This window comes from Colwellia sp. NW0002-52-1 (assembly GCF_057550865.1).
Genome location: NZ_BAAJLU010000002.1, coordinates 67,212 through 87,284 on the forward strand (window position 1 = coordinate 67,212; position 20,073 = coordinate 87,284).

Sequence of the window (20,073 nt, forward strand, 5' to 3'; positions counted from 1 at the left end):
TGCTGTATAGCAGCACTATAAAATTAATTTTCTTATATCACTCATAACGCCTGCTAGGTGCACAGTAAAGCGTGCCGCTAGCGCACCGTCAATTACACGATGGTCGTAAGACATAGATAATGGCAACATTAGCTTAGGCTCAAAGTCTTTACCATTCCACTTAGGTTTCATTTCTGATTTAGAAACACCTAAAATAGCTACTTCAGGTGCATTAACAATCGGCGTAAATGCCGTACCGCCAATACCACCAAGGCTTGAAATAGTAAAACAGCCGCCTTGCATATCACTTGCTTTTAGCTTGCCATCGCGTGCTTTAACACTGATCTCAAGTAATTCGCGTGATAACTGGTGAATACCTTTTTGATCAACATCACGTACTACCGGCACAACTAAACCATTAGGTGTATCAACAGCAACACCAATGTGAATGTACTTTTTAAGAATTAAGCTTTCACCGTCTTCACTCAAGCTAGAGTTAAACACAGGGAAGGTGCGCAAGGCATCTGCTGCGGCTTTTAAAATAAACACAAGAGGGGTAATTTTAAAGCCAAGCTTTTGCTTTTCACAAATAACATTTTGCTCTTTGCGAAAGGCTTCAACATTCGTGATATCCGCTTCATCAAACTGCGTAACATGTGGAATAGTTACCCAGTTACGATGTAAAAATGGTCCAGAAATCTTCTGAATACGGGTTAATGCTTTGGTTTCAATTTCACCAAACTTAGAAAAATCAATTTGCTTAGCACTAACAACTTGTAAACCACCTTCACCTGACGCTACTGAACTTCCTGCATTAGCTTTCGGACGCGACAATTCATATTTAACATATGACTGAACATCTTCTTTTAAAATACGGCCTTTACGTCCAGAACCTTTAACTAAAGTTAAATCAACACCAAACTCACGCGCCAACCGACGAATAGAAGGTGATGTGTAAATAGCACTCGCATTAGTTAAGCCCATTTGTGGGTGATGCGGTACAGGCGCTGCTTTTTTAGCAGAAGGTGCTGGCGTTGCAACCGTGGCTGTTTTGGCCGCTGGAGCAGAAGCTGCTTGAGCTTCTTGTGCAGGTGCGCCCGACGAAGTTTCAAGCTTAATAACAATAGAGCCCTGTTTAACTTTATCACCCGTGCTGATCAACACTTCTTTTACCGTGCCAGCATGTGACGAAGGTACATCCATTGTTGCTTTATCGGTTTCTAAAGTAATTAAACCGTCTTCCGCTTCAATAACATCACCAACAGCAACGAGTACGTCGATGACATCAACTTCACCGTCTTCACCAATATCTGGAACAGCAATATCGATAACTTCACTGCTAGCAGCAGGTGCTGGTGTTTCTGCTGGAGCTTCTGCCGTTGAGCTTGTTTCAGCAGGCGCACCTGATGAAGTTTCAAGCTTAATAACAATTGAGCCTTGCTTAACTTTATCACCGGTACTAATGAAAACTTCTTTTACCGTTCCGGCGTGCGGTGAAGGCACGTCCATAGTGGCTTTATCAGTTTCTAGTGTAATCAAGCCATCTTCAGCTTCGATTACATCGCCAACAGCCACTAGCACTTCAATTACGTCAACTTCGCCATCTTCACCAATATCAGGTACCGCAATTTCGATAACTTCACTACTTGTTGCAGCTGCCGGTGCTTTTTCTTCAGCAGGCGCTTCAGCTTGTTCAGCTTTTGGTTCAGCTTTTTGCTCTGGCTCTGCTTCTTTTGGTGCTTCATCGGCACTGCTTGTTGCAGCACCTTTCATTTCAGCAATAACATCGCCTTCTTTAATTTTGTCACCAACTTTCACAGAAAGCGCCACAAGCTCACCTGCAAATGGTGCAGGAATATCCATTGAGGCTTTATCTGTTTCAACAGTAATAATACCTTCGTCGGCTTCTAAACTATCACCAACTGCAAAGCATATTTCGATAACTTCTACTTCATCGCCACCGACATCTGGGACTAGAATTTTTTCAATATCAGACATTTCTTAATTCCTTATCTCGACTTAATTACGCGTAAAGCGGATTAAGTTTGTCAGCATTAATGTTAAAGCGTTTAATTGCTTCACTTACGACAGTACGTTTAATATCACCACGATTTGCCAATTCAAAAAGAGCAGCTACAACAATGTAGTTTTGGTCTACTTCGAAATGTTGACGTAAATTATCGCGACTATCACTGCGACCAAAACCGTCAGTACCTAATACACGATACTCAGTATCAATGTATGCACGTACTTGGTCAGAATAGTTTTTAACATAATCTGTTGCCGCAATTGCTGGGCCATTATCAGCTGTAATTACCTTAGAAATATAAGCAGTTTTTTGCTTGCTTTCAGGGTGTAGCATGTTCCAACGTGTTACTTCTTGGCCTTCGCGTGCCAATTCGTTGAATGAAGTAACAGAATATACATCACTTGAAATACCGTAATCAGCTGACAATATTTGTGCTGCTTCACGTACTTTTTGTAAAATTGTACCTGACCCCATTAATTGAACATTCGCTTTCGCTTTTTTAGCTTCAACGCGCTCAAGTTGGTAAATACCTTTAATGATTTCATCTTCAATTGTTTTGTTTTCTGGTATAGCCGGGTGTTGATAGTTTTCATTCATTAACGTTAAGTAGAAGAATATATTTTCATTTTCTTCATACATGCGACGTAAACCTTCACGTACGATAACTGCAATTTCATAACCGTAAGTTGGATCATAAGTAACACAGTTAGGAATTAAACCTGCTTGTACATGTGAATGACCATCTTGATGCTGTAAACCTTCACCATTTAGTGTTGTTCTACCGGCTGTTGCACCTAATAAGAAACCACGCGCTTGGCTATCGCCAGCAGCCCATGCTAAATCACCAACACGTTGGAAACCAAACATTGAATAGTAAATGTAGAATGGAATTGTCGTGGCATTACACGTTGAGTAAGACGTACCAGAAGCAACCCAAGACGCCATAGCACCTAATTCGTTAATACCTTCTTGTAGTACCTGGCCTTTTTTGTCTTCACGGTAATAAGCAACTTGGTCAGCATCTTGTGGTACGTATTTTTGCCCTTCGCTAGCATAAATACCTACTTGGCGGAATAAACCTTCCATACCAAAAGTACGTGCTTCATCAGGAATAATTGGCACAATACGCTTACCGATTTTCTTGTCTTTTAATAAGCTATTAAGTACACGAACAAAAGTCATTGTTGATGATACTTCACGCTCACCTGAGCCTTTCAAAATAGGTTCAAATATTTTTAATGCTGGAATATCAAGCGACTCTTCAGCTTGTACACGACGTGCTGGTAATGAACCACCTAAGGCTTCACGACGCGCTTTCATGTATTTGTATTCTTCGCTATCTTCTGGGAATTTGAAGAAAGGAAGGTCAGCAATATCATTATCACTTACCGGAATGTTAAAACGGTCACGGTAATGCTTAAGTGAATCAACGTCCATTTTCTTAACGTTATGTGCAATATTTAATGCTTCACCTGATGCACCTAAACCAAAACCTTTAACGGTTTTCGCTAAAATAACGGTTGGACGACCTTTTGTTTCCATTGCACGTTTGTATGCCGCGTAAACTTTAACAGGATCATGGCCACCACGGTTTAAGCGATAAATATCTTCATCTGACATATTAGCCACTAGTGCCGCTGTTTCAGGGTACTTATTGAAGAAGTTTTCGCGCGTATACTTGCCACCTTTAGCTTTACAGTTCTGGTATTCACCATCAACAGTTTCGCTCATTAGTTGCAATAATTTACCTGAGGTGTCACGGGCAATAAGTGCATCCCAGTAAGAACCCCAAATAACTTTAACGACTTCCCAGCCTGCGCCACGGAATGTACCTTCAAGTTCTTGAATAATTTTACCGTTACCACGAACAGGACCATCTAAACGCTGTAAATTACAGTTAATAACAAATGTTAAGTTATCTAAACCTTCACGTGTTGCTAAACCAATAGCACCTAATGATTCTGGCTCATCAGTTTCACCATCACCTAAGAAACAGTAAACACGTTGCTCAGAGCAGTCTTTAATACCACGATCAGTTAAGTACTTAAGGAAACGGGCAGTGTAAATAGCTTGTAATGGACCTAAACCCATTGAAACCGTTGGGAACTGCCAAAAGTCTGGCATTAAATGCGGATGAGGGTACGAAGACAAACCTTTACCATCACATTCTTGGCGGAAGTTATTCATTTGGTCTTCAGTTAAACGCCCTTCTAAGAATGCACGTGAATAAATACCAGGAGAAATATGACCTTGAGCGAAAATAAAATCGCCGCCGTCTTTATCAGACGCCGCTCTAAAGAAGTGGTTAAAACCTACATCGTACAACATAGCAGAAGAGGCAAAACTACCAATGTGACCACCAAGTTCTAAATCTTTTTTAGAAGCGCGTAAAACCAATACTAAAGCATTCCAACGAATAGCAGCACGAACACGCGCTTCAATTGTTTGGTCAGCTGGCATATGCGGCTCTAACCCTGGAGGAATAGTATTTACATAAGCAGTTTTGGCGTCAAACGGTAAATGTGTACCACTACGACGGGCTCTATCGATTAACTTTTCAAGTAAAAAATGAGCGCGTTCAGGGCCTTCATTTTCTAACACAGACTCCATTGATTCCAACCATTCTTGGGTTTCCATTGAATCAATATCTTGATTTGGGAGCTCAGACATAATTACTTAGTCTCCATATTGTTATTTGTTAAGTAAATTTAGTTGTTTAAAGATAGCTGATTTTAAGCAGATAACCTTAATTCGTATTGTTTCTTATCTCTTAAATACTTTTTAAATGATTACAGGGCATATTGAGCCACTTTCATCTTCAATTAAGTATCCATTCTTGCTCTTTTCATTCTTCTTATTGACCGCTCCATGCGGCTATTTTCCTGCGACATTTTTAATAGCACTTCTTCAATAAACGCTAAATGTCGATGGCTAGCTCCCCAAGCCGCTTGGGGTTTACCACTAACAATCGCACTCATTAAACGCGTACGGTAGTCAGATATTCTGCTAAACACGTCAGGTCGCTTAGCTAAGGTTGTTAAATTTTTCTCAATGTTATCAATCAACAATGGCGCCATACTGGTAGCTAAATGTAAAATAACCGCATTATGACTTGCACCACATATTGCAATGTAAAACTCAAACACAGCTTCAGCTTCAAGGCGATAACTATCTTCAAGTTGCGCTGTACCTATATTGTCATGTTTGCGTTGAATTTCATCAAAGTCTGCTTGAGTGCCTCGCATAGCCGCATAATAAGCTGACATGCCTTCAATGCCATGACGAAATTCTAATAAATCAAATTGCGATTCTTTATTGTTTGCCATTAGGGCAAATAATGGATCAGAGAACCCGCTCAGCACTTTCTCGCTGACAAAGGTACCGCCACCTTGGCGACGGGTAACTAAACTTTTAGCTTCTAACTTTTGAATGGCTTCGCGCAATGATGGTCGAGAAACGTCAAACTGTTTTGCTAGTTCGCGCTCGGCTGGTAATTTTTGGCCCGGTTTTAAGCTACCTTCAAGGATCATTGTCTCAAGCTGCGCCAGAATTATATCTGACAGCTTTGCTTGCTTAACCGGTTTTTCAATAGTCGGAATCGACATTCATAACCCTTAATTATTCAGATAAAACGTATCTAAATTCATTAGCTCAATTTCGAAATCATATGGTAAATTGGTCTTACCATTAGATTGTTTGAGATGTAATGTATCAAATACAGTCGCTGTTGTAAATACAGTGGATAATATATCAACAATCAAAAAAGCCACTAACTGTAGGTATAAACTGCAAAACTAATAAAATAAAAATAACGAAATCAATGAGTAAATATACACACTGATTTTTCAGATTCTTTATGAATAATTTTTATTGCGGCGCTTTTGCATTAATACCAAATGTAATAAGTTATTGACGATGTAAACCGCCTTAAAATGAACGATTATTTATTTCGATTGGGATAACACCATGAGATAGCATACCCAACACTAACAATAGCCGCTGAATGATCTAATGATTAAAAAAAACTGAACGCTGGATAAGCACTCATTATCTAGCGTTCAGGTTAAAATAAATCTAGGTATTTTGAATTAGGAAGTATAAACGAATAGGTGTAGGTAGTAGTTTTGGCTGATACAAAAACTATCAGCCAAAAACATAAGCAGGTCTTACGAGAGTATGCCTGTTAATATAAGCACAGCAATAATCACTAAAAATAATAATAAGGTACGCTTGGCTAATTTAACCAATAAGCAAGGCTCAGCGGTGCAGTCACCGGCATCTACCATAAAGTCTTCAGACATTTGCGCAACAGCTATTAAGACTTTGCTTGGTGGCTTTTCAAATTCAAATAAGTTTTCAAGCCAAACCGGCATAGCCTTAGAAAAATGACCAACAAACATATAACCAAAAGCAACTAACCTTACTGGCAGCCAATCTACCCAAAACAATAACTGCTGATTATTTTGGCAAACTTCTTGTCTGCTTTTGTTATCTAGCGCATTTTCGTTAGTTTCAACGCTTTCATCTGCTTTATTAACTTCACTAGTTTCTTGATCATTTGCACATTCATTTACCGTGGTAAGTAAGCGATAAAAAAGTGCGCCTGCCGGACCAAATAATACAAAAAACAACATAACGGCGATAAAGTAACGATAATTTAACCAAACCATTGTTTGACCAAAGCCCATACTGGCAATGTTTTTATCTTGCTGTAATTGCAGCTGCTGCAGCTCACAACTGGTTAACTCGCCTTTAAGCGCTGAAACTAAATAACTTTTATAAGCGTCACGGGTTTTCATACAACCAAAACAAACAATTAATATGAGTGTTGAAGCTATTAGATAGAGCAAGGCGTTATCAATTTGCTCAAGTAAAAAATAACAAGCGATCACTGGAATAAAAATAACCGCATAACTTTGCACTGTAGAGTTTTTAAAATCAGCAAGTAACTTTGTGCGCTTAATTAGCGCCATATATCGCTGATATAAAGTAGAAAACTGCCACGCACTTGAAGATAAGTAACGTTCGGCAGCTAAAGCAATTAATAAACTAATTAAGCTCATTTGTAATTATCCATATGTATTAAAGTTATTGTAGTGAAGCTGTAAGAATTTAGCTGTAAGCTGTCAGTTTTAAGTTATCAGTTATTGCCAACGCTCTAATATCATTTGTCTCACTAATATTTCTTTTCGATAGCTCAAAACTTAAAGCTTATTTACTAATTTTTCATCTTTTACTGACAGCTGACAGCTGACAGCTTATAGCTTTATCTTTTACTGATAGCTGTTTTTTTTATCTATCTAGTAACGTTTGAAAATGTTGCCAATCAAAGGCTTCACCGGGATCTGTTTTTCTACCTGGTGCTATGTCGCTATGTCCAACAATATTATTTTTTAGTGCCGGATACGTAGTAATCAAACATTGGCTTAAATTACTGAGTTGTTGATATTGTGCTTTAGTATAAGGAATATCGTCTGTACCTTCTAGCTCAATACCAATAGAAAAGTCATTACATTTTTCTCGACCTTGGTAAACTGAAACACCTGCATGCCATGCTTTATCATTGAACGAAACATATTGAACAATATGTCCATCACGTTTAATTAGGCAGTGCGCAGAAACACGAATGTTACATATCCCCTCAAAATAGGGATCAATACTGGGGTCTAACTTGCCGAGAAAAAAGTGGGTAATGTGATCACCACCAAATTGCCCCGGAGGTAGGGAAATATTATGCACAACCAACAGGTTTATAGCTTCATTTTTAGCTCGAGGCTCAAAATGACTAGAACGCTGAATTTCAGCACTATTTAACCAACCCGCCTTAATGCGCAGTTCAGGGCTACTTTGCTCATTATTTTGCAGAAATGACATACAATACTTCACACCTTGTTTATCAAAGCACTATTACATAGTAAAGTTATCATCAGAACAAGAAAATATATTAATCTAATTATTGGGCGTATATGACTAAAAGTAACACCTCAACAAATTTTGGCAAAAGCTTTGTCTGGATAGCTTGGATTATTGGCATTGCATTATTAGTGTTTGTTTTTCAAGATGTGTTAGACCAGCAATATAACCCAAACGAAACGCCGCAACTTTCATTACAAGCGAATGGTAAAGCCGCGGTTACCTTGCAACAAAATCGCCAAGGCCATTATGTTACTAATGGCACGATTAACGGTTCGCAAGTTACCTTTTTGCTTGATACTGGTGCTACGCATGTTTCAATTCCAGCTCATATCGCAAAAAACTTATCTTTAGAGCCACAAGGCCAAATGCGCGTGCAAACGGCTAATGGCACAATTACGGTTTATCAAACACAAATAAATGAATTACGCATTGGCAATATCTATCTGTATAATGTCGCGGCGAATATCAACCCGAGTATGGCGGCTGATGAAATTCTGTTGGGCATGAGCGCCCTAAAAAGAGTAGAATTTAGCCAAACCGGAAAACAACTAATTTTACGAGAGCAGTATTAAATGTTACCAGCATCATTATTAAACGATATCACCAAAACCGTTACTTGGGCATTATGTGAAGACTTAGGTGTAAACGACTATAACGAACTCGCCAATAGCAGCGATATTACTGCTGAGCTAATTCCTGCAGAAAACCAAGCAGTAGCCAACATTATCAGCCGTGACGAATGTGTTATATGTGGTGTTGCTTGGGTTAATGAAGTGTTTAAACAGCTCGATAGCATTTACAACACCAAGACCAAAATCACTTGGTTTGTAAACGACGGACAACACGTTACCGCCAATACCACGCTATTTGAATTAGCCGGCAATGCCCGTATTTTATTAACCGGCGAGCGTACCGCATTAAACTTTTTACAAAGCCTTTCAGGTACAGCAACCATTACTAGCTCGTACGTTAAACACCTTGAAGGTACTACAACCAAATTACTTGATACCCGTAAAACTTTACCTGGCCTTCGTAACGCACAAAAATACGCGGTAACTTGTGGTGGTGGTGTTAATCATAGAATTGGTTTGTTTGACGCCTTCTTAATTAAAGAAAACCACATTGCGGCTTGTGGTTCCATTGAACAAGCCATTAGCACCGCTCGTATTAATCATGCGGATAAAACCGTAGAGGTTGAAGTAGAGAGTATCGATGAATTAACTCAGGCGTTAAATGCTGGTGCTGACATTATTATGCTCGATAACTTTAGTACCCAAATGATCGAACAAGCGGTTAATTTAACCGCAGAAATATCTGCCGGTCATACAAAATTAGAAGTTTCTGGCAACATGACTTTAGCCACACTTAAAGATTACGCGAAATCAGGGGTAGATTTTATTTCGGTTGGCGCTTTAACAAAACATGTGCAAGCAGTCGATCTTTCAATGCGCTTTGTTTAATGGATAACTTTGATAACTTTGATAACAAAGTTAATGATGAATTGTTATTAAACATAAAGCAGGCTTTTAAAACAAAAGTCTGCTTAATTTTAATGCAAACCTCACAACCTAATAATCATATAAAAATTTAATTTTTAAAATTAAGCCCTAAAACCTCCACATTTTTCACTAAAGTAAACCTTACGCTTTTAAGTTAAAATCTTGTTAAACACCATAAATTTTAGCAATTAAGCGTTAAAAACAGCTAAAACCCAAAAAAAATTAAAAAATATGGTAACAATGTTTTACATTTGGCAAATTTTGTCGCAGTATCAATTCAGCCCCTGTAATTATGTATGGAATACTTAAAATGAAAAAACTAAATACAATGAAAAAAGCGCAAGGTTTTACTCTTATTGAATTAATGATCGTGGTAGCGATTATCGGTATTTTAGCAGCGGTAGCGCTGCCTGCTTATCAACAATACACAGAAAAAGCACGATATAGTGAAGTTGTTTTAGCTGGGAGTTCAATTAAAACAGCTGTTGAAGTTTGCTCACAAATTGAAGCTGGGTTAACAAACTGTACCGCTGGTAATAACGGCGTTCCTGCAGATGATGCTGCTGTAGCTGCTCAGAATGTTACATCTACTGCATGGGTTGTTACAGATAATGAAAATGGTGCTATTACTGTTGTTAATCCAGTAGGCCAAGATTATGTTTTAACTGCTGTATACGGTGCTGGTAAAGTCGTTTGGACAGATAACTGTAATAATCTTTGCTAATATACATGCATAATTATTAAAGCTCCTTTGGGAGCTTTTTTTATACCTAAAATTAATGAAAATTGTTTTTTGTTTTTCTTAACTAAAATAGTTACACTGTAACTTGCAGTTATTAATAGTTTTATTAAGAGATCTATGAAAGGACTTCACCAACAATCAAGCCTGCTCTCTGCTTTAACTAAGCACAATGTTGTGCCTAGCGACAAAGCAGAGAATATTAGTGTAGATTTTATCCAACAAAAAAAACCGTTTATTCGTTATTTAGTTGAAGATAAAAACATTAATGCAGAAGCTATTGCTAACACCTTATGCCGTAGTTTTGGCTGTCCGCTAATTGATCTCGCTAATTTTGATACTAGCTTAGTGCCTGAAGGTGTACGTAACGAAAAATTAATACGTAAGCACCATGCACTACCGTTATATTTACGTGGCAAAGTTTTATTTGTTGCCATGTCTGATCCAACAAACCTTGATGCCCTAGAAGAAATTCAATTTAATACCGGCTTTTCTACCGAGTTAGTGCTTGCTAACGAAACTGCGCTTGCAGCCTGTATTGAGAAAATATTAGAAGAAGACAGTGATGCCCTGGATATTTCTGACATGGATGCAGAAGAATTAGCGGGCATTGATGTTCAAGAAGAACGACAAGAAGAAGACAATACCGGGGGCGGTGACAAAGAAGACGCCCCTATTGTAGTTTATATTAATAAAATATTACTCGATGCTATTCGCAAAGGCGCGTCAGATTTACATTTTGAACCTTATGAAAAATCTTACCGTATTCGTTTTCGTATCGACGGCATTTTAAACGAAGTGGCTAAGCCGCCAATTTCGCTTGCTTCTCGTATGGCCGCGCGATTAAAAGTAATGTCGAAATTAGATATTGCAGAGCGTCGTGTTCCCCAAGATGGCCGTATAAAACTTGCTTTATCGAAAAAGAAATCGATAGACTTTCGTGTCAGTACCCTGCCTACTATGTGGGGCGAAAAAATAGTAATGCGTATTCTTGACTCGTCAAGCGCCATGCTAGGTATCGACATGCTCGGTTACGCACCTGAGCAAAAGAAAATTTACATGGAAGCATTAGCACAGCCACAAGGCATGATATTAGTTACTGGGCCAACAGGCTCAGGGAAAACCGTATCTCTTTACACCGGCTTAAATATTTTAAATACCGAAGAGCGTAATATTTCAACCGCGGAAGACCCGGTTGAGATTAACCTTGACGGTATTAACCAAGTACAAATTAACACCCGTTCTGGCTTAACCTTCCCTAGCGCATTACGTTCATTTTTACGTCAAGATCCCGATATTGTTATGGTAGGTGAGATTCGTGACTTAGAAACCGCTGAAATTGCCATTAAAGCCGCACAAACCGGTCACTTAGTTTTATCTACCCTACATACTAATTCAGCGGCTGAAACCTTAACGCGTTTATTAAATATGGGTGTACCTTCATATAACGTTGCTAGTTCGGTTTCTGTTATTATTGCCCAGCGACTGGCACGTCGTTTATGCCTTCAATGTAAAGAAGAAGAACACATTCCAGAAAATGAACTACTCGCACAGGGCTTTTTACCTGAACAACTTTCAGAGATTAAATTATTTAAACCTGTAGGGTGCGATCTTTGTACTGGCGGTTATAAAGGCCGTGTCGGTATTTACGAAGTAATAAAAATTAGCGATGTTACCGCCAACTTAATTATGACCGGCTCTAACTCTTTAGAAATAGCCGCACAATGTCAAAAAGAAGGCTATAACAACCTACGCCAATCTGGCTTAGAAAAAGCCGCACAAGGCGTAACCAGTTTAGAAGAAGTTAATCGAGTAACTAACGCTTAATTTATTTCTAAGTTACTTATATACTTAAAATATTACTATTAATGTAATCTGCTAAACAAACTGCTAGTAATTGCTTATCTCGAATTTTAGCGATAAGCTGATTGTATTATCCAGCTTAAAATTAGTTATAAAAGCGCCAACGATAAGCTGTGCTCTAACAAAGACATAAAAGTCACTAATAATTAGGTTATGCGAATGGCTGTTTCTTCAACAAAAACAAAAGATAAAAAGACTAAGATTAAAGCGCTTGATATTTATAAGTGGCAAGGGCTTAATCGTAAAGGTAAGAAAGTAAGTGGTGAGCTTAATGCCAGCAGTGTTTTAGAGCTTAAAGCTCAGCTACGTAAACAAGGTATAACACCCGGTAAAATCAGTAAAAAAGCGAAACCTTTATTTGGTATGGGTGGCGATAAAAAAATAACGCCTGCTGATATTGCTGTAGTTACACGCCAAATAGCCACTATGTTAGGTGCCGGGGTTCCTTTAGTGCAAACTATTGAAATGATAGGTTCTGGCCATAACAATGCTAATATGCAAAAACTACTAGGAACCATAGGTAATAAGCTACAATCGGGTATTCCTCTATCGGAATGTTTACGTGAGCACCCACAGTACTTTGATGATTTATATTGTGATTTAGTTAATTCAGGTGAGCAATCTGGTGCGCTTGAAACTATTTATGATCGTGTCGCAACCTATAAAGAAAAAGCAGAGGCATTAAAAGCTAAAATTAAAAAAGCCATGACTTATCCTATTTCGGTACTAGTGATAGCCTTTGTAGTCACTGCCGTATTGTTAATCTTTGTTGTACCTGTATTTAAAGATATATTTGATAGCTTTGGTGCAGAGTTGCCTGGTTTTACTTTACTGGTACTTGCCATTTCTGAGTTTATGCAGGCCTATTGGTACTTTGGTCTTGCCGGCATATTCCTCTCTATTTATCTTTTCAAAAAAACACACGCTAAAAGCCTAAGTTTTCGTGATAGCGTAGATAAAAAGATATTAAAAGTCCCTGTTGTTGGTGATGTATTAAAAAAAGCTGCCGTAGCCCGTTATGCCAGAACCCTTTCAACAACGTTTGCTGCCGGTGTACCTTTACCTGATGCACTAGAGTCTGCCGCGGGAGCCTCAGGCAATGCGGTGTTTCGTGATGCTATTTTAGAAATACGTGCTGAAGTAACCTCAGGTATGCAAATGAATTTAGCCATGCGAAATTGCGCTATATTCCCTGATATGGTTATTCAAATGGTTGCTATAGGTGAAGAGTCGGGCGCAGTTGACGACATGCTTGCTAAAGTAGCAACCGTATATGAGCAAGAAGTAGACAACGCGGTTGATAACTTAACCACCTTACTAGAACCTATGATAATGGCTGTTTTAGGTGTCGTTATTGGTGGCTTGATCATTGCGATGTATTTACCGATATTCCAAATTGGTATGGTGGTTTAAAGGTTTACTTCCTTGTATGTTATAAAATAAAATAAAAAAACGATGCTGGTCATCGTTTTTTTTTATCGATATAACCAGCACTTTATTTAGCATTTTATTTAGCACGATAGATTCACTTAATTTTGAGGCAAAACTCTTGAGCGATATAATTACATTGATGACCAACTCCCCTGCTTATTTTTACACTATTGTGGTAGTTTTTTCTTTGTTAATAGGCAGTTTTTTAAATGTGGTTATTTATCGCCTACCTAAAATGCTTGAGCAAGGTTGGAAAAGCGAATGTCGTGAATTTTTAGCCGATGAGTTAGCCAAACCAATACAAACTAACGAAAACCCTATTACCCTATCAACACCCAGTTCTAGTTGCCCTAAATGCCAACATAAAATACGCTTTTACGAGAATATTCCGGTAATTAGTTGGTTATTATTACGTGGCAAGTGTAGCCAGTGCAAAGCTAAAATTTCGCTACGCTACCCTTTGATTGAACTTACCACTGCGATATTAAGCGTGGTTATTGCAGCACATTATGGCGTTACTTTTACCACATTGATGCTGCTAGTATTAACCTGGGGTTTGGTTTGTTTAACCCTTATTGATGTTGATCACATGCTATTACCTGATCAAATAACTTTGCCGCTTTTATGGTTGGGTTTATTGGTTAATATTGATGGTGCCATAGTGCCTTTGAATGACGCGGTAATTGGCGCAGTTGTTGGCTACATGAGTTTATTCAGCATTTTTTGGTTATTTAAACTTATCACTGGCAAGGAAGGTATGGGCCATGGTGATTTTAAGCTTGTTGCGCTTTTTGGTGCCTGGATAGGTTGGCAATTGCTGCCATTACTTATTTTAATGGCTTCGGCGGTTGGTGCGATAATTGGCATCAGTTTAATGGTGTTTAAAAATCACCAGCGTGAACAAGCCATTCCTTTTGGCCCTTACTTAGCCATTGCAGGTTGGATTACTTTACTTTGGGGAAATGGTATTTGGTCTTGGTATTTAAGCACCCTAACTTAAATCGCTTAACTAAAGAGATAAAACCTTTAAGCTAATTAAAACTGATCGCTCAAAACTGAAAAAAGGCGCTTACATGTCTACATTTATCGTTGGTTTAACGGGTGGAATTGGCAGTGGTAAAACAACTGTCAGCGATATGTTCGCTAAACTAAACATTGATATTATTGATGCTGATATTGCCGCGCGAACCGTTGTTATGCCTGGTAGCAAAGCGCTAATTGCAATTAAAGCTAACTTTGGCCCAGACTTTATAACCCCAACTGGCGAATTAGATAGAACCAAACTTCGTAGCAGAATATTTAGTAATAGTGATGATAAAACATGGCTGAACAATTTATTGCACCCGTTAATTAGAACAGATATTCTCTCTCAAATATCAGAAGCAAAAAGCAATTACTGCGTGCTAGTTGCGCCACTATTAATAGAAAATAACTTACAAAAATTAGTTAACCGAGTTTTAGTTATTAATATCGACGAAGCGAATCAGATTGCTCGCACTGCTGAGCGCGATCCTAGCTCTGTGGCTGAAATTAAACGCATTATTGCCAGCCAAATGTCGAGCAAACAACGCCTTAGCTTTGCAGATGATGTTATTAACAACCAAGATATTAGCCTAGAAGAAATTCAACAACAGGTAATAGCACTAGATCAAAAGTACCGTATCTTAGCGCTAAAGCACAGTGGTTAAGCACTTAAACTGGCTAATTGTAAACGGCTGTTTACATAAAAAATTCGCCATTTACCTGTGCTATAGTTACTATAAAGCAATGACCTTCAATCGTTTCAAACAAAGTTTCGAATAAATGACCGCAATATTATATGAACATCCGCTTAATGAGCGGATACGAAACTACTTAAAACTAGAGCAATTATTTGCTCAAGCTTCTGATTGTCTAAATTATAATATGACAACCAGCCACAGCGTATTTTTTAATGCTTTATTTGCTATTTTAGATACTTTAGAGCGTAACGATATTCGCGGTGATTTAATCAAGGATTTAGAAAAGCTCGAACAAAGTTTAGTGGTTTGGTCACAAGTCCCCGACATTAACAATGCAGCCCTAGAAGATAATTTGCAAAAAACCGTTCAGCTATCAAGTAAGCTAAAAGTGCATTCCGCGCAATGGTTACAGTTAAAAACAGATAAATTTTTAACTAGTTTAAAGCAACGTTTTGCTATTCAAGGCGGCAGCTCGCATTTTGACTTGCCTCAATTACAGTTTTGGTTAAATCAACCGAGTACAGAAGTCGCAGCACAATGTAGACACTGGCTTTCGATGCTTGAGCAAATTAACGCGGCGCTAGCGCTGAATCTTATGTTTGTTCGCCAACGTGCTGAGTTTAAAGAAATAACTACTGAAAGCGGTTTTTTTCAAGATAATGGTGAAGGCTTAATTCTTATTCGTATAAAAGTAGCAAACGGCCTGCCTTTCTACCCAACCATTAGCGGCAACCGTTTTCGTTACTCTATTCGCTTTATGATGCCCTGCAACGAGGCAGGTCGAAAATATGCTAAGCAAGCCACAAAATTTCATTTAGCTCGCTGCTAATTAATTACAAAGTTGTCAGTCATTAGTTGTCAGCTATCGGTTTTGAGCTGTCAGTTTAAAACTTCTTTTTCAGCGCTAGCTGCTTATGTGAAATTCTTCTATAATAAGCACATAATTTTCCCTGTTAGTATTGTGTATTATGACCTTAAAAGTTGCTTGTCCCACCTGTAAAACAGAAGTTATTTGGCAAGAAGAGAGTCAGTATCGACCATTTTGTAGTAAACGATGTCAGCTGATTGATATTGGTGATTGGGCTGATGAAAATCATAAAATAAGCCAACCTGTGCAAGGTGCTGTTGAACTGAACGAAGAAATGCTCGACGCCTTAGAAGCAGAATTTTTACAGCACAATAAATTTTTTGTTGAACCTGAATAATACCAATTGACTTAATGAATCGATAAATTTTAGACGAGGATAAATTTTCAGTAGCAAGGCGCTTGATTGATTCTTACATGGATGTAAGTCATTAGAGCAATGCAGGAGCATATTGTCGAGCAATAGCAGGCTATTGGGATTGAAAGCAACGTAGATGCTGGATATGTAAACCGCTTTAGAATTATCGATTCTTTATATCAATTGGTATAAGCCAGTTTATAGCTAACTTGCTAAGACAACTGTTGAATATATTGTGCTACAAAATTATTAACACAATATATTCACTTGTTACTGATATACTTGGTTTAGCTTTTCGATAATTGACTGATTAGCAGCAGGAAAATTTAAACCTTCAAACTCCGACAATGCAAACCAACCTGATTGTTGACCTTCTAAAGCTTTTGCTTCACCGGTAAAGTTATCTACAACAAACACATCTAATAATACCTTTTTATCGCCGTAATCATGGCTAATTTGCATTAGTGGCGTACAAGACAATGTATCAATAGCAACTTCTTCTTTTAGCTCTCTATGAAGTGCCTGATGCACAGTTTCATTTGCTTCTACTTTACCACCAGGAAATTCCCACTTACCGCCTTGGTGACTCGCGGCTAAACGTTTAGTAAGAAAGATTTTATCTTCGCGTTTGATCACGCCAACCGCTACATGCACAACTTTTGTCATTTTAAATCCTTGAGCTTTTTCTATTTATTATTATTCAACCAAGTACCGATTCATTGCCAATAATAAGACATTGCTTATTATTGCAAAGTTCTCAATGCTATGAGTTTAAAGTATAAAACTGATTTACAACAAACGGTTGGTTGATACTTACAAAATTTGAATATAAAAATGCCAGTCAATTGACTGGCATTAAAATACAATTACGACTTAACTCGTTATATCAAGTGATTAGGTTAATTTACCGTGACACTGTTTATATTTTTTACCTGAGCCACATGGACAAGCTTCATTTCGACCAACACGCGGCATAGCTGCCGGCTCTGGCTCTGAAGTTGACTCGTGCTTGAACTCTTTTGGCGCTTCGTCTGCTTTTCTGTGTTGTTCTTCAACAGCTTCCACATCAGATTCAGCTCTAATTTGCACTTTACTTAAAATACCAATAACGTCGTATTTTAAGTTATCAAGCAACTCGGCAAATAACTCAAATGACTCGCGTTTAAATTCTTGCTTTGGATTCTTTTGCGCGTAACCACGTAAATGAATACCTTGGCGTAAATGGTCCATGGCCGCCAAGTGCTCTTTCCAGTGCGAGTCTAAACTTTGTAACATTACCGCTTTTTCAAATTGACGTAACACTTCGGCGCCAACCATCTCTTCTTTCTCAGTGTAGCTAGTTTCAACCGCCGCTAATATTTTCTCACGCAAAGTTTCTTCATGTAACTTCTTGTCTTCTTCTAACCATTTAGCTAGAGGTAATTCAAGGGTAAGTTCACCTTTAAGACGTTCTTCTAAGCCTTCAATATCCCACATTTCTTCCATAGATTGTGGTGGAATATGTTGAGCAATTAAGCCGTTTACCACATCAACACGAATCGCTTTAATAACGTCGGCAATATCAGCTTCGTCCATTAATTCATTACGTTGCTCATAAATAACTTTACGTTGGTCGTTTGATACATCATCAAACTCTAGCAATTGCTTACGAATATCAAAGTTACGGCCTTCAACTTTACGTTGTGCGTTTTCAATACTTTTAGTTACCCAAGGATGCTCAATGGCTTCGCCGCGCTCCATGCCCAGTTTACGCATCATGTTTGTAATACGTTCTGAAGCGAAAATACGCATCAAACCGTCTTCCATTGATAAGTAAAAACGCGTTGAACCGGCATCACCTTGACGACCTGAACGACCACGTAACTGGTTATCAATACGACGAGATTCATGGCGTTCGGTTGCAACTATGTGTAAACCACCAGCAGCTAATACTTTTTCATGCTCTTCTTGCCATGCAGCTTTAACTTGCGCAATTTTATCTTCACTTGGATTTTCAAGCTTTTCTAGCATTGTGCCTAAATTACCACCTAATACAATATCGGTACCACGCCCAGCCATATTGGTAGCAATAGTTACCGCGCCAATTTTACCGGCGTCAGCAACAATTTCAGCTTCTTGTTGGTGAAACTTAGCATTAAGCACTTTATGCTTAATTTTTGCTTTCTTTAGAAACGACGAAAGAAACTCTGATGTTTCGATACTAATAGTACCGACTAACACGGGTTGCCCGCGCTCAACACAATCTTTTATATCATCTAAAATAGCTTCAAACTTTTCTTCAGCGGTTAAGTAAATTAAATCAGGTAAATCTTTACGTACCATAGGTTGGTTAGTTGGAATAACTACAGTCTCTAAACCATAAATATGGTTAAACTCGAACGCTTCAGTATCAGCTGTACCTGTCATGCCTGATAATTTGTTATAGATACGGAAAAAGTTTTGGAAGGTAATTGAAGCCAAAGTTTGATTTTCGTTTTGAATATTTACACCTTCTTTAGCTTCAACCGCTTGATGTAAACCTTCAGACCAACGACGACCTTCCATTGTACGACCGGTATGCTCGTCTACAATAACAATTTCGTCGTCTTTTACGATGTAATCAACGTCTTTTTGAAATAATTTGTGCGCACGCAATGCCGCCATAACATGATGTAATAAAGTAATGTTAGCTGCCGAGAATAATGAATCTCCCTGCTGCATCAAACCTTTTTCTATCATGATTTCTTCAATATGAACTTGACCTAATTCAGTCAAATAAATTTGTTTTGCTTTTTCATCAATAGTGAAGTCACCCGTGCTGTCTTCACCTTCTTTATCTTCTTCTTCTTGTTGCACAAGCGTTGGTACCACAAGGTTTATGTTGCGATATAGCTCTGAACTATCTTCTGCTTGGCCAGAAATAATAAGTGGCGTACGTGCTTCATCAATTAAGATAGAGTCAACTTCATCAATTACGGCGAAATTTAATGGTTTTTGCGCACGTTCTTCTGGCGAAAAAGCCATGTTGTCGCGCAAGTAATCAAAACCAAATTCGTTGTTAGTACCGTAGGTAATATCTGAGTTATAAGCGGCTTGCTTATCTTGAGGAGCCATGCCGGCAATGTTACAGCCAACGGTCATGCCTAAAAATTCAAATAATGGACGACTCCAGTTACCATCACGCGTGGCAAGATAGTCGTTCACCGTAATTACATGCACACCTTTACCCGTTAAGGCATTTAAGTAAGACGGCAATGTTGCGGTAAGTGTTTTACCTTCACCGGTACGCATTTCTGCAATTTTACCCGAGTTTAGTACCATGCCACCGATCATTTGTACGTCAAAATGGCGCATGCCAAATACACGTTTACTGGCTTCACGAACTACAGCGAATGCTTCAGGAAGAATAGCGTCTAACTCTTCGCCCTTTTCTACACGTTCTTTAAACTCAGTTGTTTTTGCTTTTAGTTCTTCATCACTGAGTGCTTCAAAAACAGGTTCTAGTGCATTTATTTTACTTACTTCTTTTTGCATTTGTTTCAGTAATCGATCATTACGACTGCCGAACAATTTTGTCATTAAACTTACAAACATCGTGTTAAACCATATTGAGAAGAAAATCTTCCGCTGAAAATAAAATGATCGGTAGAGCCGACCACATAAACTTACTTAGTATTGTAATCGCAGCAGTATT

At 38.4% G+C, this 20,073-nt stretch carries 16 protein-coding genes; 9 read left to right on the forward strand and 7 right to left on the reverse strand.

The features are described 5' to 3' along the window. Positions 1 to 15: 15 nt before the first annotated feature. The 5 genes from aceF to ampD all read right to left on the reverse strand — a co-directional run bounded on the left by aceF (position 16) and on the right by ampD (position 7,882). Entirely contained in the window at positions 16 to 1,977 is a 1,962-nt protein-coding gene (gene aceF, locus AC27H3_RS02960) for a pyruvate dehydrogenase complex dihydrolipoyllysine-residue acetyltransferase (protein WP_487103592.1), read from the reverse strand. A gap of 25 nt (positions 1,978 to 2,002) precedes the next feature. Then, entirely contained in the window at positions 2,003 to 4,678 is a 2,676-nt protein-coding gene (aceE, locus tag AC27H3_RS02965) for a pyruvate dehydrogenase (acetyl-transferring), homodimeric type (RefSeq protein ID WP_487103594.1), read from the reverse strand. 152 nt (positions 4,679 to 4,830) lie between these two features. Then, positions 4,831 to 5,598 carry a pyruvate dehydrogenase complex transcriptional repressor PdhR gene (gene pdhR, locus AC27H3_RS02970; protein ID WP_101685900.1) on the reverse strand — a complete coding sequence of 256 codons (768 nt, stop codon included), beginning with the start codon at positions 5,596 to 5,598 and terminating at the stop codon, positions 4,831 to 4,833. A 576-nt stretch (positions 5,599 to 6,174) separates the two neighbouring features. Then, positions 6,175 to 7,071: a beta-lactamase regulator AmpE gene (ampE, locus tag AC27H3_RS02975; RefSeq protein ID WP_487103596.1), complete on the reverse strand. Its 897-nt coding sequence runs from the start codon at positions 7,069 to 7,071 to the stop codon at positions 6,175 to 6,177. A 229-nt stretch (positions 7,072 to 7,300) separates the two neighbouring features. Continuing rightward, a complete protein-coding gene (gene ampD, locus AC27H3_RS02980) occupies positions 7,301 to 7,882 on the reverse strand; it encodes a 1,6-anhydro-N-acetylmuramyl-L-alanine amidase AmpD (protein WP_487103597.1) in 582 nt (193 codons plus the stop codon). 92 nt (positions 7,883 to 7,974) lie between these two features. Between ampD and AC27H3_RS02985 the strand changes: the two genes are divergently transcribed. The 9 genes from AC27H3_RS02985 to yacG all read left to right on the forward strand — a co-directional run bounded on the left by AC27H3_RS02985 (position 7,975) and on the right by yacG (position 16,382). Beyond that, positions 7,975 to 8,496: a retropepsin-like aspartic protease family protein gene (locus AC27H3_RS02985; protein WP_487103599.1), complete on the forward strand. Its 522-nt coding sequence runs from the start codon at positions 7,975 to 7,977 to the stop codon at positions 8,494 to 8,496. Continuing rightward, positions 8,497 to 9,384 (forward strand): carboxylating nicotinate-nucleotide diphosphorylase, encoded by an 888-nt coding sequence (gene nadC / locus AC27H3_RS02990; RefSeq protein WP_487103600.1) that lies wholly within the window; start codon positions 8,497 to 8,499, stop codon positions 9,382 to 9,384. A 349-nt stretch (positions 9,385 to 9,733) separates the two neighbouring features. Continuing rightward, positions 9,734 to 10,147, forward strand: a complete 414-nt coding sequence (locus tag AC27H3_RS02995) for a pilin (protein ID WP_487103601.1) — start codon at positions 9,734 to 9,736, stop codon at positions 10,145 to 10,147. A 135-nt stretch (positions 10,148 to 10,282) separates the two neighbouring features. Beyond that, entirely contained in the window at positions 10,283 to 11,989 is a 1,707-nt protein-coding gene (gene pilB / locus AC27H3_RS03000) for a type IV-A pilus assembly ATPase PilB (protein WP_487103603.1), read from the forward strand. 195 nt (positions 11,990 to 12,184) lie between these two features. After that, positions 12,185 to 13,438: a type II secretion system F family protein gene (locus AC27H3_RS03005; protein ID WP_487103605.1), complete on the forward strand. Its 1,254-nt coding sequence runs from the start codon at positions 12,185 to 12,187 to the stop codon at positions 13,436 to 13,438. A 136-nt stretch (positions 13,439 to 13,574) separates the two neighbouring features. Then, entirely contained in the window at positions 13,575 to 14,456 is an 882-nt protein-coding gene (locus tag AC27H3_RS03010) for a prepilin peptidase (RefSeq protein WP_487103607.1), read from the forward strand. A gap of 73 nt (positions 14,457 to 14,529) precedes the next feature. Further along, the gene (coaE, locus tag AC27H3_RS03015) at positions 14,530 to 15,144 is read left to right on the forward strand and encodes a dephospho-CoA kinase (protein ID WP_487103609.1); all 615 of its coding nucleotides are present in this window, start codon (positions 14,530 to 14,532) and stop codon (positions 15,142 to 15,144) included. A 115-nt stretch (positions 15,145 to 15,259) separates the two neighbouring features. Next, entirely contained in the window at positions 15,260 to 16,006 is a 747-nt protein-coding gene (gene zapD, locus AC27H3_RS03020) for a cell division protein ZapD (protein ID WP_487103611.1), read from the forward strand. A 139-nt stretch (positions 16,007 to 16,145) separates the two neighbouring features. Then, the gene (yacG, locus tag AC27H3_RS03025) at positions 16,146 to 16,382 is read left to right on the forward strand and encodes a DNA gyrase inhibitor YacG (protein WP_085301161.1); all 237 of its coding nucleotides are present in this window, start codon (positions 16,146 to 16,148) and stop codon (positions 16,380 to 16,382) included. Positions 16,383 to 16,670: 288 nt separating this feature from the next. On the opposite strand, the gene mutT is transcribed toward yacG, so the two are convergent. Together mutT and secA are read right to left on the reverse strand one after the other, a co-directional pair. Next, positions 16,671 to 17,066: an 8-oxo-dGTP diphosphatase MutT gene (gene mutT / locus AC27H3_RS03030; RefSeq protein ID WP_487103614.1), complete on the reverse strand. Its 396-nt coding sequence runs from the start codon at positions 17,064 to 17,066 to the stop codon at positions 16,671 to 16,673. A gap of 228 nt (positions 17,067 to 17,294) precedes the next feature. Further along, positions 17,295 to 19,973, reverse strand: a complete 2,679-nt coding sequence (gene secA, locus AC27H3_RS03035) for a preprotein translocase subunit SecA (RefSeq protein ID WP_487103616.1) — start codon at positions 19,971 to 19,973, stop codon at positions 17,295 to 17,297. Between the last annotated feature and the right edge of the window lie 100 nt (positions 19,974 to 20,073).

Coding starts and splice junctions, on each gene's coding strand:
- aceF (WP_487103592.1), bottom strand. CDS start 1,977: ATGTCTGATATTGAAAAAATTCTAGTCCCAGATGTCGGTGGCGATGAA.
- aceE (WP_487103594.1), bottom strand. CDS start 4,678: ATGTCTGAGCTCCCAAATCAAGATATTGATTCAATGGAAACCCAAGAA.
- ampE (WP_487103596.1), bottom strand. CDS start 7,071: ATGAGCTTAATTAGTTTATTAATTGCTTTAGCTGCCGAACGTTACTTA.
- ampD (WP_487103597.1), bottom strand. CDS start 7,882: ATGTCATTTCTGCAAAATAATGAGCAAAGTAGCCCTGAACTGCGCATT.
- AC27H3_RS02985 (WP_487103599.1), top strand. CDS start 7,975: ATGACTAAAAGTAACACCTCAACAAATTTTGGCAAAAGCTTTGTCTGG.
- nadC (WP_487103600.1), top strand. CDS start 8,497: ATGTTACCAGCATCATTATTAAACGATATCACCAAAACCGTTACTTGG.
- AC27H3_RS02995 (WP_487103601.1), top strand. CDS start 9,734: ATGAAAAAACTAAATACAATGAAAAAAGCGCAAGGTTTTACTCTTATT.
- pilB (WP_487103603.1), top strand. CDS start 10,283: ATGAAAGGACTTCACCAACAATCAAGCCTGCTCTCTGCTTTAACTAAG.
- AC27H3_RS03005 (WP_487103605.1), top strand. CDS start 12,185: ATGGCTGTTTCTTCAACAAAAACAAAAGATAAAAAGACTAAGATTAAA.
- coaE (WP_487103609.1), top strand. CDS start 14,530: ATGTCTACATTTATCGTTGGTTTAACGGGTGGAATTGGCAGTGGTAAA.
- zapD (WP_487103611.1), top strand. CDS start 15,260: ATGACCGCAATATTATATGAACATCCGCTTAATGAGCGGATACGAAAC.
- yacG (WP_085301161.1), top strand. CDS start 16,146: ATGACCTTAAAAGTTGCTTGTCCCACCTGTAAAACAGAAGTTATTTGG.
- mutT (WP_487103614.1), bottom strand. CDS start 17,066: ATGACAAAAGTTGTGCATGTAGCGGTTGGCGTGATCAAACGCGAAGAT.
- secA (WP_487103616.1), bottom strand. CDS start 19,973: ATGTTTGTAAGTTTAATGACAAAATTGTTCGGCAGTCGTAATGATCGA.